This is a genomic window from Pseudaminobacter soli (ex Zhang et al. 2022) (assembly GCF_014595955.1).
Lineage (GTDB): Bacteria > Pseudomonadota > Alphaproteobacteria > Rhizobiales > Rhizobiaceae > Kumtagia > Kumtagia pseudosoli.
Genome location: NZ_JABVCF010000008.1, coordinates 215,653 through 230,506 on the forward strand (window position 1 = coordinate 215,653; position 14,854 = coordinate 230,506).

The 14,854-nt window shown below is 62.4% G+C and carries 14 protein-coding genes; 7 read left to right on the top strand and 7 right to left on the bottom strand.

Annotation, left to right across the window (positions count from 1 at the left end; genetic code table 11):
* Positions 1 to 4: 4 nt before the first annotated feature.
* From HUI96_RS16435 to HUI96_RS16450, 4 genes are read right to left on the bottom strand one after another with little or no spacing between them, the layout of a single operon-like run.
* Entirely contained in the window at positions 5 to 1,402 is a 1,398-nt protein-coding gene (locus HUI96_RS16435; RefSeq protein ID WP_188255750.1) for an NAD(P)/FAD-dependent oxidoreductase, read from the bottom strand.
* Positions 1,399 to 1,707, bottom strand: a complete 309-nt coding sequence (locus HUI96_RS16440; protein WP_188255751.1) for a (2Fe-2S)-binding protein — start codon at positions 1,705 to 1,707, stop codon at positions 1,399 to 1,401. The genes HUI96_RS16435 and HUI96_RS16440 overlap by 4 nt, the downstream gene beginning before the upstream one ends.
* Entirely contained in the window at positions 1,694 to 2,839 is a 1,146-nt protein-coding gene (locus tag HUI96_RS16445) for an NAD(P)/FAD-dependent oxidoreductase (RefSeq protein WP_188255752.1), read from the bottom strand. The genes HUI96_RS16440 and HUI96_RS16445 overlap by 14 nt, the downstream gene beginning before the upstream one ends.
* Positions 2,840 to 2,844: 5 nt before the next feature.
* Complete coding sequence (locus tag HUI96_RS16450) at positions 2,845 to 3,567, bottom strand: FCD domain-containing protein (RefSeq protein ID WP_188255753.1); 723 nt, start codon at positions 3,565 to 3,567, stop codon at positions 2,845 to 2,847.
* 87 nt (positions 3,568 to 3,654) lie between these two features.
* On the opposite strand from HUI96_RS16450, the gene HUI96_RS16455 reads away from it, so the two are divergent.
* From HUI96_RS16455 to HUI96_RS16480, 6 genes are all read left to right on the top strand, one after another.
* Positions 3,655 to 4,569: a dihydrodipicolinate synthase family protein gene (locus HUI96_RS16455; RefSeq protein WP_188255754.1), complete on the top strand. Its 915-nt coding sequence runs from the start codon at positions 3,655 to 3,657 to the stop codon at positions 4,567 to 4,569.
* A gap of 53 nt (positions 4,570 to 4,622) precedes the next feature.
* Complete coding sequence (locus HUI96_RS16460; RefSeq protein WP_188255755.1) at positions 4,623 to 5,483, top strand: transporter substrate-binding domain-containing protein; 861 nt, start codon at positions 4,623 to 4,625, stop codon at positions 5,481 to 5,483.
* 67 nt (positions 5,484 to 5,550) lie between these two features.
* Positions 5,551 to 6,219: an amino acid ABC transporter permease gene (locus HUI96_RS16465; RefSeq protein WP_188255756.1), complete on the top strand. Its 669-nt coding sequence runs from the start codon at positions 5,551 to 5,553 to the stop codon at positions 6,217 to 6,219.
* Entirely contained in the window at positions 6,219 to 6,989 is a 771-nt protein-coding gene (locus tag HUI96_RS16470) for an amino acid ABC transporter ATP-binding protein (protein ID WP_188255757.1), read from the top strand. Before HUI96_RS16465 ends, HUI96_RS16470 begins: the two co-directional genes overlap by 1 nt.
* Positions 6,990 to 7,024: 35 nt before the next feature.
* Positions 7,025 to 7,876: a D-amino-acid transaminase gene (locus tag HUI96_RS16475; protein WP_188255758.1), complete on the top strand. Its 852-nt coding sequence runs from the start codon at positions 7,025 to 7,027 to the stop codon at positions 7,874 to 7,876.
* A gap of 110 nt (positions 7,877 to 7,986) precedes the next feature.
* Positions 7,987 to 10,026: an NADH:flavin oxidoreductase gene (locus tag HUI96_RS16480; RefSeq protein WP_188255759.1), complete on the top strand. Its 2,040-nt coding sequence runs from the start codon at positions 7,987 to 7,989 to the stop codon at positions 10,024 to 10,026.
* Between the two features lie 207 nt (positions 10,027 to 10,233).
* On the opposite strand, the gene HUI96_RS16485 is transcribed toward HUI96_RS16480, so the two are convergent.
* From HUI96_RS16485 to HUI96_RS16495, 3 genes are all read right to left on the bottom strand, one after another.
* The gene (locus tag HUI96_RS16485) at positions 10,234 to 11,286 is read right to left on the bottom strand and encodes a helix-turn-helix transcriptional regulator (RefSeq protein WP_188255760.1); all 1,053 of its coding nucleotides are present in this window, start codon (positions 11,284 to 11,286) and stop codon (positions 10,234 to 10,236) included.
* Positions 11,287 to 11,348: 62 nt separating this feature from the next.
* Positions 11,349 to 11,921 carry a UbiX family flavin prenyltransferase gene (locus HUI96_RS16490; RefSeq protein ID WP_188255761.1) on the bottom strand — a complete coding sequence of 191 codons (573 nt, stop codon included), beginning with the start codon at positions 11,919 to 11,921 and terminating at the stop codon, positions 11,349 to 11,351.
* A gap of 21 nt (positions 11,922 to 11,942) precedes the next feature.
* Positions 11,943 to 13,346, bottom strand: coding sequence for an aldehyde dehydrogenase family protein (locus HUI96_RS16495; RefSeq protein WP_188255762.1), 1,404 nt, complete (start codon positions 13,344 to 13,346; stop codon positions 11,943 to 11,945).
* A 168-nt stretch (positions 13,347 to 13,514) separates the two neighbouring features.
* On the opposite strand from HUI96_RS16495, the gene HUI96_RS16500 reads away from it, so the two are divergent.
* Positions 13,515 to 14,843 carry a UbiD family decarboxylase gene (locus HUI96_RS16500; RefSeq protein WP_188255763.1) on the top strand — a complete coding sequence of 443 codons (1,329 nt, stop codon included), beginning with the start codon at positions 13,515 to 13,517 and terminating at the stop codon, positions 14,841 to 14,843.
* Positions 14,844 to 14,854 lie beyond the last annotated feature (11 nt).

The following is a 14,854-nucleotide window of genomic DNA, read 5'->3' on the forward strand; positions in this document are numbered from 1 at the left end:
CCTTCTATTCGGAAAGGGTTATCTCATCCGGCTCCATTGCGGAGCCAGCGTCCTTGTCGGCGGCCAGAAGGCCAACCGCGAGCGGCTTCAGCGGCGGGCGGGCGCGCGGATGCGTTGTCAGGTCATCGGTGGCGAGACCGAGCAGCGACGACGCCACGTGCAGACAGTTGCGTCCCTGGCAGCGTCCCATCCCGAGCCGGCTCGACGTCTTGACGGCATTCAGGCTGTTGCGGCCGCGGCCGGGATCGGCAAGCAGCCGGCCGAGGGTCAGTTCCTCGCACCGGCAGATGATCGTGTCGTCCGTGGCGGCCAGGAGCGGCTGCGGCATCCGGTAAGCCAGATTGAGTTTGCGACGATAGCCGTCGAGGCGGCGATAGCGCGAGGCGAGGGACGCCGGCGCTCTCGTGCCCATGATCGAATGCGCCGCGATGCGCCCCTCCAGGAGGGCGACTTCCACGCCGCCGATGCCGGCACCATCGCCGATCGCATAGATTCCTTCCTCGCTGGTGCGGAGCGTGTCGTCCCGCCACGGGACTAGCCCGTTCAGGGCAGGATTGTGCTCCGTGCGGCAGCCGAACAGTCGCGCTGTTTCGGTGCCCGGCAGAAGTCCGTAGCCGACCACCAGCGCATCGGCTTCTATCCATTGCTGCTTGTCGCGCCGGGGGCGCCCATCGGCTCCCACAGGAGCGATGCCGACGGCGGTCAGCCTGTCCTTGCCCCTTGCGCCGGCGACCATCCAGCCGGTCCGGAAACCTGCCCGGGCCGCCATGATCCGGGCCCTGTATCCGATTCCGGTTCGCAGCACGCCGGGCGCCGCGAAGAGGCCGGAAACGGCTGCCGAGGCCAGCCGGATGTCGGACTGGGCCTCAACGACGCCAACGACTTCTGCTCCGGCTGCGATCAGCGTCGCAGCGGCGACAAGAACCAGTGGTCCGTTCCCTGCGACCACGACTCTGCCCGTCGGCACCATGCCGTGCGCCTTCGCCAGATTGAGGCATCCTCCGGCAGATATGATTCCCGGAAGTGTCCATCCCGGGAACGGCAACGATTTCTCCTGGGCGCCGGTCGCGATGACGATGGCCGAAGCTTCTATGCGCCCGCTCGACGTCGGACCGGCATAGGCAACCGTCTTGTTGCCCGGCGCGCCCCAGACGACCGTGGACGAGAGATAGCGGACACCCGGCAGGGTCAGAACCTTCGCCAGTTCATCGAAACGCGCCTTGTCACGGAGCAATCGAGCATCTCGCGAAACCTGATAGGTTTCGGGCAACTGACGGAAATACTGTCCGCCGGCCATACCGTTATCGTCGATAAGGACGACCTCACGGCCGGCTGAAGCAAGCTCCCAGGCGCAAGACAGGCCGGCGGGCCCAGCGCCGATGATCACGACCGGGCGGCTCATTTATCCCACCGTCCATCGGCGAAGGAGATCACCAGGCCCTCGCGGACCGGCTCGGAGCAACTCCTCACAACGCCTTGTCCTTCGACGTGGACCGCGCATTCCCAGCAAAGCCCCATGCCGCAATAATATCCGCGGGGCTCGTCACCGATCCGCGTGCGGCGAAGGGTCCGTAAGCCCGCGCGCATCACAGCGGATGCGATCGCCTCGCCCTTCCAGCCCGTAAGCTTCTCGCCTTCGAACATGAAGCTGACCGTTTCGTCGGACGGTCTGACGCCCTCGATAAGGCGCACGCTAGGCTGCGACATGTGCGAACCTTCCGGGGTTGAAGATGTCTATGGGCTTCGAGGTCTCTCCATGGGAGATCAACTCGCCGAGGAGTTGCCCCATGAGCGGACCAAGCGTGAAGCCGCCGCGTGCGCAGGCCGCGCAGTAGATATTCCGGTGGCCGGGGAGCAGGCCGAGGTACGGTAGGGAGTCCGGGGTGACTCCCTCGTAGCCAGCCCAACTACGAACTACGTTGAGCCTTTCGAGCCCCGGAATGACGCGCAGCGCCAAGCGGAGATTGTGAACGAGCTGATCGTAGCTCACTTCCTTGCGCTGGTTTTCCAGCGTGCCGATGCCCTGCCAGCCGCCGCCAATCAGGCAACTGCCGTTTGCAACCTGCTTGAGGGTCAGGATGCCACGTGCGTGCGTGACGATATTCTCGATGGTCGGCCGAGCGGATTCGGTCACCGACACCATGTTGACGTCGAGTGATATCGGCAGACGTACGCCCACCATCGCGGCCAGTCGACCGGACCACGCGCCGGAAGTTATCGCAATCTTGGAAGCCTGGATCTCACCGCGTCGCGTCACTACGCCGAGGCGATCCCCGCTGCGGATTTCTTCGACGGCGGTGTCGTCCAGAATTTCCACACCTGACCTCTCCACGGCTCGGCGCAGCGCCGGACCGACGAGTGTCGGGTTCGCATATCCATCTTGCGGCGAGTATGTGGCCGCCACGCAGTCGCTGGAAATCCAAGGGGCCGTGCGGCGCAGGTCCGCCTGAGTCAACCGTCTGACGTCCAGGCCCAAGGCCTTCTGCTGCATCGACACGGCGTCGAGGCGCTCTGCCTCGGCTTCGGTCATCGCAATTTTGTAGCCGCCGTCACGACGCAAGCCGATATCGGCACCGAGGCGTTCGGCCAGCGTCTCCCATATCTCCCATGACCAGAGCGTATAGGGAACCAGCGCAGGCAATTTGTTCTGAACGCCAAGGGACCCTGCGTTGACCGCCGATGCCTCGGACCAGACCGGGCCGCGATCGATGACGACGACCGACTTTCCCGCATCCGCGAGAGTGAGAGCACAGAACAGCCCGAAGATGCCGCCACCGATCACAGCCACGTCGTAGGCGCGGGACGGCAGGCGCCTCTCGCTATCCGGATATGCAGACATGGTCTTCAGGCCCTGATGCGCCTTGTACGAGGTGACGGCCCGCTGCCGTAAGTTTCGATGTACTGACTGAGGGCGACCTGTGAGGATTGAAGGTCGTTCAGGATTGCATTCCTCAGAGCGCCTCCGTCGCGCCGAGCAGCGCTTTCGATGATGTCCTCGTGACGGCGATGATCGACGCGGTTCTTGTGGAGAATGGGGTACATGTAGCGGAGGGTGGGACCGATCCTCAACCAAAGGCTCTCGACGATCTTCAGATGAAGAGGGAGATCGGATTTCGTGTAGATGAAAAAGTGGAACACGGAATTCAGCCGAAGAACCTCTTTGTAGTCGGCCGCATCCAGCGCCTGCAGGAATTTCTTCTGCGTATCCTCCAGAAACGCGACATCCTCGTCGCGCAGCCGTGGTGCGGCGACCTCGGCCATATCGCCCTCGAGAAACCGACGGATGCTGAAAATCTCAACGATCTCCGCCTCGGTCCGCTCCGGCACCAGGACGGCGTTCTTGTCCGTCGTCTGAAGGACACCGTCGGCGATCAACCTCAGCACCGCCTCGCGGGCAGGGGTCACGCTGACGCCGATCTCCTCGGCTAAACGACGGATGGTAATCCGCTCCATAGGGGCAAATGATCCCGAGAGGATCGCGGTCGAGAGTTGCCGATAGACCTGCTCCGCCAGCGTGTCACCGCGGACCGGCTGTTCGTATCTCAGATCATCCCCACCAGTTCCCACGATCAGCACCCGCTTGACAGGAATTTCATATTCGACATACGATATATCAAATTGTGGCAAAGGTCAATTAGGAGACCATCGATTATCATGACCAAAGTGAGTTGGAGCGGGGTGCTGCCCGCATTGGCGACCCCTTTTGCGGCGGACGGCAGCATCGACAAGGATCAGTTGAAGCAACTGGTCGACCTGCTCCTGTCCGAAGGCGTCTCCGGCTTCGTCGTCGGCGGCAGCACCGGCGAGTACTATTCCATGTCGATCTCGGAACGCGCGGACCTTTTCGAAACGGTCTTCGCGCATGTGGCGGGTCGCGGAACGGTGATTGCCGGCACCTCCTCCACCAATCATTCCGAAACGCTCGAGCTTACCAAGGTCGCCAAGCAGATCGGCTACGATGGCTGCATGGTGCTGCCGCCGGTCTACTGCCTGCCCACGCCGTCCGAGATTGTGAAGGCCTTCGAGGATGTCGCGGCCATCGGTCTCCCGATCATGGTCTACAACAACCCGGCGCGCGTAGGTGTCGCGCTTTCTCCCAGCCTGACGGCGCAGCTTGCCGCTCTCCCAGGCGTTGCCGCGTACAAGGAAAGCGCGCGTGATCTCTATGCGGTCGCCGAAGTGTACTACGCGACGCGGGATCGGTTGGCGCATTTCGCGGGATTGGAGCCGTACGCCAGTGCGTTGCTTTCACGCGGTGCAAGCGGAATCGTCTCGACCATCTCGAATGTGTGCGCGAGAGAGGTCGTCAACTACTACAAGACGTTCCGCGAAAACGACGCCGATGCTCTGTCCCGCAACCAGCAGGTGATCGACCAACTCTATCACCTACTCGCCCGGTCCGGGCTGGCGAACTTCGCTTTTGTGAAGGGCGCCATGGCCGCTCTCAGTCGGCCGGGAGGCGTTACGCGCAGTCCTCATCGGATGGCCGATCAGGCCCAGATCGAGAAGATCGGAACTGAGATCCGAGAGATCTACGCCAGGGCCGGCGTCGAGATGAAGCAGGCGTAGGCCGTACAAAAGCCCGAAATCGAAAGAGATCCAAACAGGAAAAGGGGAATAAAGTGAAAAATCGCATCTCTCTTCGTTCAATGTTTGTCGCCACCGCGCTTGCCCTTGCCGGCCTAAATTTGGCCGGCATGGGCGTGGCTGCGGCCGACCCCGTCTGGGATCGTATCGAATCGTCAGGGAATATCGTCTGCGGTGCAATTCCCAACGACCCCGTCGGGTCGTGGGTAGACCGGCAGACCGGGCAGTGGGAGGGGTATGAGATCGACCTTTGCCGTGCGATCGCCGCGGACCTCTCGAAGGAGATGGGGAAGGAAATCAAGCCTGAATTCCGCGAAACCGGCTGGAAGACGGTGGTGCTCGATCTTCAGTCCAACAAGATCGATATCTGGCCGGGCATGAGCGCGACCCCTGAGCGCGAGAAGGCACTGTCCATGATTGGGCCGATGTACGGCCTCGCCTTCTGCGGCGTCACCGGCAAGTCGTTCCAATCCGAGGGCACTTGGGAATCGCTGAACAAACCCGAAGTTCGGATCGCCACCGTTACTGGCACCAGCATCGAGACGGCGTTCAAGAAGCTCGCTCCCAACGCAACGCATGTCACCCTCTCCGAGTATTCGGAAGTGACTTTGGCGGTTCAGTCGGGCCGAGCCGATATCATGGGTGCGGACGCATTGCGCTGCCTTAATGTCCACAAAAGCGCTTCGCATGCATTCGGCGACATCGTTTTCCCGACGCCGATCCAGTCGATGGGCTCCTCGGCAGGTATCATCAAGGCGGCTGATCGCTTGGCGCCCTGGCTCAAGAAGTGGTCGGAGGAGAAGCAGGCATCCGGAGAAGTGAAGGCCATCTTCGTCAAGGTCCTGAACAACGCCGGCTTCGATACCAGTGTCATCCCGCCCGAAGTCCAGTTCTGAGACTTGAGCACGGTTGGCCGCCAGGCAATGGGGGCCAACCGCCTACCGGATTTTTCGGAAAAGACAGATGAGCTACGAATTCGATTGGTCGGCAGTATGGGACCCAAGCGCATGGATGACGGCGATCGGCGTCACCGTCGCTTACGGCGTCGCAACCACTGTTGCAGGGCTCCTTCTGGGTCTGATCCTCGGCCTGCTGCTGGTCAGTCGGATATGGATCGCACGGCGGGCCGTTTCTCTGTTCATCGGAGTTTTCCGCTGCACGCCCGCACTCATCCAGATCGTGTGGTTCTACTACGCGTTTCCAATGGCGCTCAACATCAACATGCCGGCTTGGTTGGCTGCGGGTTGCGGCCTCACGCTCTACATGGCCGCTTTCTCCGCCGAGATCTTCAGAGGCGGCATCCAGTCGATTGAGAAGGGCCAATGGAACGCCTGCCGTTCCCTGTGCATGTCCCACTGGCAGACGATGTACCATGTCATCCTGCCACAGACGTTCCGGCGGATGACCCCGGCCATCGTCAATCAATCGATCATTCAGTTCAAGAATACCTCCCTGCTTTCGGTCGTTGCAGTGCATGACATCATGTTCACAGCGTCCGCGCTGACGTCAGAAACCTACCGGCCGCTGGAAGTATTCACGTTTGCAGCGCTCCTATACATCATCCTGATATGGCCCATGGCATCGATCGCGCACCAGGTCGAGCGTCGGTTCGACTACAGGAGTTCACGCTGATGTCGGTCAACTTTATCGAAGTACGCTCCCTCCGGAAGACATATGGCACGACCGTCGCCGTCGATGACGTAAGCCTGACGCTTGAAGAGGGCCGCACAGCAGCAATTATCGGATCAAGCGGGTGCGGGAAGTCGACCTTTCTGAGGTGCCTGAACCTGCTCGAAACTCCGACCGAGGGGTCTATGAGGATTGGCGGAGACACCGTCACCTTCGCCAATGACAAGATGGCATCCGGTGAGGACCAAGCGCTCCGGTTCCGGAAGTCGATGGCCATGGTTTTCCAAAGCTTCGACCTGTTTCCCCACATGACCGCGCTGCGGAACGTCTCGCTCGCGCCGACAATCGTAAACGGTCTCAAGCGCGAGGAAGCCGAGGGTCTGGCCCTCAAACTGCTCGAGCGGGTGGACCTCAGGCACAAGGCCGATGCCTATCCCGGGCAGTTGTCCGGCGGTCAGGCTCAACGGGTGGCGATCGCGCGTGCGCTCGCGATGAACCCTCGCGTGCTCCTGTTCGACGAGGCGACATCTGCCTTGGACCCAGAGTTGGTCGGGGAAGTCCTGGCCGTCATCAAGGACTTGGCGAAGGAAGGCCGTACGCTCCTCGTCGTAACGCACGAGTTGGCCTTCGCCCGCGACGTGGCGGATACACTCTATTTCTTCGATCAAGGGCGCGTCCTCGAAAGCGGAAAGCCCCAGGAACTGATGAGTAATCCGCAAACGGAGCGGCTGCGTGCGTTCCTGAAGAGGTTTCAGGGACCGTTGAATTCCTGAGAGCCGACCAAAGCTGAAACCGGGGGGATCAGGCATTGAGACGAATTGCTTACGTCAATGGCGAGTTCGTTCCGATAGAGGAAGCACGAGTCTCTATTCTCGACCGCGGTTTCCTCTTCGCTGACGGGATCTACGAGGTCACCGCCGTACTCGACGGTAGGTTGGTGGACAACGACAGCCATCTGGCGCGGCTCGAACGCAGTTGCCGCGAGATCCGTCTCCCGCTGCCGCTATCAACGGACCAGATAGAGGCCGTGCAGAAGGAGTTGGTGGAGCGCAATAACCTTCGGAACGGGATGGTCTATCTCCAGGTCACCCGCGGCACGGCAGAGCGGAACTTTCTATTCCCGAAAGATGTCACCCCGACCCTGGTGATGTTCACGCAGGAAAAGGACATCGCCAACGCGCCCTCCAGCCGGGAGGGGATTTCGGTCGCATGCGTCGATGACATCCGCTGGGGGCGTCGTGACATCAAGAGCGTAGCTCTGCTGGCGCAGGTTCTGGCCAAGCAAATCGCGGCCGAGGCAGGCTGCGACGAAGCATGGATGATCGAGGACGGCTACGTGACGGAGGGCGGCTCGTCGACGGCCTTCATCATCACCGAGCATGGCGCGCTGGTGACAAGGTCCGACTCCAGCGCAGTGCTTCCGGGATGCACGGCGAAGGCCACCCTGCAATTGGTGGCGGAGATGAACCTCACCATTGAGCGGCGACCATTCACAGTCGACGAGGCCCTGCAGGCTCGGGAGGCTTTCATGACCAGTGCATCGACCTTCGTCCAGCCGATCGTGCGGATAGATGGAAGGCCCGTGGCGGACGGAAGACCCGGCCCGCTGAGCTTGAGACTGAGAGAGCTGTACATCGAGTTCGCCCGCACCGATCCCTGAAGATCGGACTAGTCACGCACATCGGATCGTCACGGCGTCGGCAGAGCGTCTCGGAAGTTCCGGACGCCCGAGCCTTCGCGAAAAAATATCGCGTAATCAGGATCATCGCCATGTCTGCGTACGACGTTCTCCTCCAACCATTCCAATTGCGCGGGCTGACGCTACGCAACCGCATTGTGAGCACGGCGCATGCTCCCGGATACAGCGTTCAGTCGCTGGCAGGGGAGAGGTATCGCCTGTACCATGTCGAGAAGGCAAAAGGTGGAGTGGCGCTGACGATGATCGGTGGCTCGACCGCCGTATCGACGGATTCTGCTGCGCCGTTCGGTCAGCTTACGCTCGCCGAAGATCGGGCCATTCCGCACATCAAGTCCTTGGTCGATGCCGTACACGACCATGGGGCGGCCGTTTTCTGCCAAATCTCCCACGCCGGGCGGCGCGGCCGTTGGGATACGGGCGCATGGATGGCGCCGGTGAGCCCATCGGCGGTTCGGGAAGCCCAGCATCGCTCGTTCCCGAGGGAAATGGAGGACTGGGATTTCGAACGCATCCTGCATGACTTCCAGGCTGCCGGCCAGCGTGCCGAGGCTGCAGGGCTGGACGGCATCGAGTTGCTATTCGCGGGCGGACAGATCGGGATGCAATTCCTCTCGCCTGCGGTGAACAAACGCACTGATCAATACGGCGGAAGTCTAGAGAACCGCCTCCGCTTCCCTCTCCAAATCATCGATGCGGTGCGGCGCGGCCTGGGTGACAGGCTGGTGCTCGGTGTGCGTATCACCGCGGACGAGTTCTTCGAATCGGGACTCGATCAGGAGGATTGTCTTGAGATCGCCAAGGCATTCTCTGACGCGGGCGCTGTCGACTATCTGAATATCATGGCAAGTACGGTGTACAACTGGCGGACGGCATCGATGTCGATGCCGAGCATGGGTACCCCGCTTGCCCCATATCTGGATATGGCCGGGAAGATTAAGGCCGCTGTTTCAGTCCCCGTGCTTCATGCCAACCGGATTTTGGACTTCGCCACCGCAGCGCGCGCAGTCGAGGACGGTCTCATTGACCTCGTAGGCATGACGCGCGCCCAGATTGCTGATCCGCATATGGTGCGGAAGCTGACCGAGCGCCGCGAGAGCGACATCCGCCCCTGCGTCGGAGCCAACTACTGCATCAGCCGGATCTACGCCGGAGGAGAAGCTCTTTGCATCCAAAATCCCGCAACGGGGCGCGAGGCGACAATGCCCCATGTCGTGCCGAAGGCGGATACGCAAAAGCGCGTGGTGGTCGTCGGTGCCGGACCGGCCGGCCTCGAGGCAGCGCGCGTGTCAGCCGAGCGCGGTCATAAGGTGACATTGATCGAGGCCGAGCCCCAAGTCGGAGGCCAGATCAACATCGCCTCGAAGGTGAACTGGCGCCAGGATCTGCAGACCGTCTCGCAATGGCTTGAGGACCAATGCCGTAAGCTAGGGGTCGATATCTGGCTCGGTTACATGGCCGACTCCACGATGATTGAAGGCTTTTCTCCCGATATCGTCGTTGTTGCAACCGGAGGATTCCCCAACGTCGGCGATATCGAGGGCGCGGAGCATGTCTATAGCACGTGGGATATTCTGGGCGGCCGCGTAGAGATCGGAGAGCGCGTGCTGATGTTCGACGACCAGGGTGCAGATTCGGGAATCAGCGGCGCGGACCACTTGTCACAGGCCGGCAAGAAACTGGAGGTCGTTACCCCGGAACGTCACCTCGGCGTTGAGGCCGGAGCCTATAACTTCCCCGTTTACCTCTCACATTTGTACAAGAACGGCGTCTCCATCTCACCTGACAGGAGATTGCTGAGCGTAAAACCCGCTGGCAACAGCCTGGTCGCCACCTTGCGCAACGAGTACACGCTCGAGGAAGAGACGCGGGAGGTTGATCAGGTCGTAAGCGACAACGGAACGCTGCCCAACGACGAACTCTACTTGGAACTGAAGGAACGATCGCTGAACCAGGGCGCGGTCGATTACAATGCCTTGATGGAGGGGCGGCCACAGGCAACTGTCTCCAATCCGGACGGCAAGTACATGTTGTTCAGAGTGGGGGATGCGGTTGCCAGCCGCAACATCCATGCTGCACTTTTTGATAGTCTGCGGCTCTGCAAGGATTTCTAGGGTAGTGACCCGCCTAGGAGTGGAGCCTCTCGGAGAATCCTTTAGCCAGTCAGCATGCCGGCGGGATGATCGAGACGCTCCTTGAGGCTAACCCATCGCCAGCTCAATGTGTGAGCTGGCGGCATCTAACGTCCAGCATCGTTGCGGAAGCCAGTTCCGGACCATTCACGGCCGGTCGTTGAGGGACGACCGCCACCCATCTCGCGGTCAGCGGTCCGTAGCGGATTCCACCCGCTGGCGAGCCTGCTTCGGGGTGAACCCGAAATGCCCCCTGAAGGCCGAAGTGAAGCTGGCCTGGTGGCGAAAGCCGACGGCGTGGGCGACGGCCGCGATCGGCAGTTGCTTGTCGATCAGCAGTTCCATGGCGCGGTCCATGCGGTGGCGGTTGCGATAGGCGAAGATGGTCGTGCCGTACAACAGCCTGAAACCGCTCTTGAGCTTGGTCGCGTTGGTGCCGAGCCGGCGCGCCAAACTCGGAATGGTGTGCGTTTCCGAAAAATTGGTCGCCAGCACTTCTCGCGCACGGCTGAACATGGCGAGTTCGCGAGCGGTGAAAACGATCGATTGCTCCTCGGCCCTGCCGCTGCGGTCGATCGCGTCGACCGAAAGCACCAGAAGCTCTATGATCCGCGCCGCAGACAGCGGCAATGCGCGAGCCGTCTCGTAGCCGATGCTGAATAGATCGCGCAGCACGCGCAGGAATTCGAGGTCGATCTTCTGCTCGGTCATCGCCATGGTGCCCTCGGCCGGATAGAGCAGTTGCCGCGCCATCCCCTGCCCCGCATTCAGGCAGAAGCTCTGCTCGAGCAAGGCCGGGCGGACATAGAGGCTTGCCATCCTATAGGCGCCCGGTTGGCAGATGACGTCGTAGACCATCCCCGATGCCTGCTGGCAGGCCATGAGCGAGACGTTAGACGGCGCGGTCGGATGCTTCTGTGGCAGGTTGAGCTCCACCGGTCCCTCGAGCAGGAAATGAAATTCTACCAGGCCCTCGGCGGCGACGTGCTCGTGGCGCACGGTGGCGAAGGTGCAGTCGGTCAGAACGACGAAAACGTCTCCTCCGAGCGAAAGGAACCGCCAGAACCCGGTCCCGTCCTCTCCGTGAAGATCGACTCGGGCGTGAGACAGTTGGAGTCGCTCGTCGGTGATTTTCGCAAACTGTGCACTATCGAGACGCCTGAACACGGAGGCGACGGTGGCTTCGCCGAGAAAGGCGCGGAACAGGCCCTTCTGCTTGGCTACGCCGCCGATTTCCCCCATGCCTTCTCTCCGGTCGCTTGCGCGCCTCGAGAATAGGCCATCGTCCAAATGGTGGCTAGAAGTCAGGCCGGATCCTTCCAACGGCGGACCAGGCCGCTGTCGATGCCGAAAAGATCCAGAACCCGGCCGATGGAATGGTCGACCATCTCCTCCAGGCTGGTCGGCCGAGCATAGAAGGCGGGCAGCGGCGGGGCGACGACGGCCCCCATCTCGGCGAGTTGCGTCATCGTGCGCAGGTGGCCGAGATGAAAAGGCGTCTCGCGAACCATCAGCACGAGCCGCCGCCGCTCCTTCAGCATCACATCCGCCGCGCGCGTCAGCAGTCCCGTCGTCACGCCCGTGGCGATCTCGGACATGGAACGGATGGAACAGGGTGCGATCACCATGCCCATGGCCCGGAAGGATCCCGAGGCTATCCCCGCGCCGATATCGGCCTGCTGGTACCAATGATCGGCCAGCGCCCGGACTTCGGCCACCTTGAAGTCAGTTTCGTGGGCAAGGGTGATCTCGGCAGAGCGCGACATGACCATGTGCGTCTCGACGCCGGCGGCGCGCAGGGCCTCCAGCATGCGCACACCGTAGATGACGCCGGAAGCGCCGGAGATACCGACGACGATGCGCCTGGGCGGGCTCAAAGATGGCTCCTGACGCGCATGTTACATCCTGCTCAGGCTGCGACAGCAGCGGATCACTATCGCCTTCTTGCGCAAGAATCTACGGAAGCCGCCGTAGCCATAGCGGGTTCCGCCCAGGCCGGAGCACCCGAAGGCAGTCTTTTCGGCCCGTGCCCCGACGCCGCCCATCGTGTCGAAGTCGTTGATCCACATGCCCCCGGCATTGATGCGGCCGCCGATCGCGATCGCCTTCGCCTCTTCGCCGATCACCGCGGCCGACAGGCCGAACTCGGTGTCGTTGGCGAGCCGAACCGCTTCATCCTCCGTGTCGAAGGCCATGATCGGCACGATAGGGCCGAAGGTCTCATCGCGCATGATCGCCATGTCCTGGGTCACGTCAACCAGCACGGTCGGCTCGCACCACAGACCGCCGCCATGCTCCACGACCTTGCCGCCGGTCAGCACCCTGGCGCCCTTTGCAAGGGCGTCGGCGATCTGCTCGCGCAGGATTTCTGCCTGGCGGGCGAAGATGATCGGGCCGAGTTCGCCCTCCTTGATGTCGTCAGTGTTCATACGCAGTGCCTGCATGCGCGACACGACGCGTTCGCACACCGCGTCATAGACACCACGCTGGACATAGACGCGCTCGATGGCGCAGCAAAGCTGACCGGAATTCTCGACCGATCCGCGCACGATGATCTCGGCGGCGAAGTCGGGCTCGGCGCTGTCCAGCACCACCGCAGGATCGGAGCCGCCGAGTTCGAGGAACACGGTCTTGAACTGCGAGGCGGCGCGCTCCTGCACCTTGCGGCCGGTGCGGACGGAACCGGTGAAGACCAGCGTGTCCGTGAGATCGACGATCATGCCGCCCGTCTCCCCGTCGCCCTCGAACACGTCGAGCACGTCGCGCAAGTGCTCGACCTCGGCAATCGCCGCCCGGAACGGCTGGATGAAGCGCGGCGTCACCTCCGATGGCTTGATGGCGACGGCGGAGCCCGCCAGCAGAGCGGTGATGGCGTCGATCATGCACAGGATCAGCGGATAGTTCCACGGCGAGATGATGCCGACCAGTTCGTAGGGCACGTGCTGCTGCTGAAAGCGCAGCGTTGGATCGGACGAGCCACCGCTCGCCTCCGCCAGCGCCTCCTCGGCCGTGGCGCAGCGCATGCGGGTGATGCCCTTCAGCCCCTCGATCTCGTTGACCGACCATTCGTAGCGGCCGGTGTCGGCGCAAAGGGCGGCGAGGATCGCGTCGTAGTGCCGATCGACGGCATCGCAGAGTTCCAGCATCGCCTTCGCGCGGCCCTCGATGCCGAGCGCCAGCCATGCCGCCTGCCCGGCGCGCAGTTTTCTGCAGCGCGCCTCCAACTGGCCGCGGTCCAGCGGGGTGATGGCATAGTCGTTCGCGCCGGTGCGGGGATTGCGGATAGGGATGGTGCGGGTCATTCGGCATCCTCTTCGGTTCAGCGGAGATTGGCCAAGCGGCCCTCCCCTGCATAGGGGGCCGTCTGTGCTATTGCCGAATTCGACAAAGATCCGGCGGCGAGGAACAATCCCGGGCTGTCATCCGCCGCCGCAACTGTCTTAACTGGTCGGCCGAAGAAGGAGACGGACATGCGGCGATTCATTGAAGACCTTGCCGGGCGGGGCGAACTCGCCGTGGTGCGCCGTCTGGTGGACCCGCGTCATCAGCTTGCCGCCGTCACGAAGGCTGTTCAGAAAACCGGCGAGCAGGCAGTGCTGTTCGAGAACGTCGACGGAACGGAGTTTCCGGTCGTCTCCAATCTTTACGGCAGCCACGAGCGGCTGTGCCGGCTGGTCGGTGCGGGCGACAAGACGTTCTGCCAGCGTTGGATTGAACTGACCGACGCCTGCATCGCCGGACGCGACGCCGACGTGCTGGAGCAGGCGCCTGCCTCGGTGGAGCAGGAATTCCGGGACGGCAAGCTGTCGGACCTGCCGGCCATCACCTATCACGAGCGCGATGCGGGGCCTTATTTCACCTCAGCTATCTTCCTGGCGCGCGAACCGGACAGCGGCGTGCCGAACCTTTCGTTCCACCGCTCGATGCAGGTTTCCGACGAGGAGTTGCGCGTCCGCCTTGGCTCCACCCACGATCTTGCCCGCTACCAGGCCAAGGCTGAGTCCCGCGGCGAAGCGCTGGAGGCGGCGCTGCTGCTCTCCTGCCCGCCGGAGATCTTCATGGCCGCCTGCGCCTCGCTACCCTATGAGGCGTCGGAACTGGTGATGGCCGCGCAGATCAGCGGCGGCAAGGTCGCCATGCGCCCCTGCAAGACGATCGGACTGGATGTGCCGGCATCCTGCGACATCGTCGTCGAGGGCCGTTTCCTGCCGAACGTCAAGCGGCCCGAGGGCCCGTTCGGCGAGTTCATGGGCAACTATGTCGGTGTCGGCGACAACCACGTCTTCGAGGTCAGCCATGTCAGCTACCGCCCCGGCGCGGTTTTCCATGGGCTGGTCTGCGGCTCGCCGGAGGATCTGAGGCCGCTGGAGGCGGTGACGGCCGCCCGCGTCTATCGCCATGTCGCCGCGCAAGTGCCGGGCGTCCTCGACGTTTGCTGCCGGCCGAACGTGATGATCTCCATCATCAAGATCCGGAAAACCTACGAAGGCCAGGGCAAGCACGCCATCCTGGCCGCGCTGGGATCGTATCTCGACTACAACAAGGTGGTCATCGTGGTCGACGAGGATGTCGACATTTACGACCTCGATGACGTGATGTGGGCCTACATGACACGCGGACGTGCAGACACGCGCGCGATGATCCTGAACGATATTCCGGGCTTCTACCGCGACCCGCACAAGGACCACTGGGGGCGGCTGTGCATCGACGCCACCTTGCCTTTCGGTCGGGAGGCCGAGTTCGCGCGCAAGCGCATCCCCGGCGAGGATGCCATCGATCTGAGCCAGTGGCTGACCTGATGCGGCGCTTC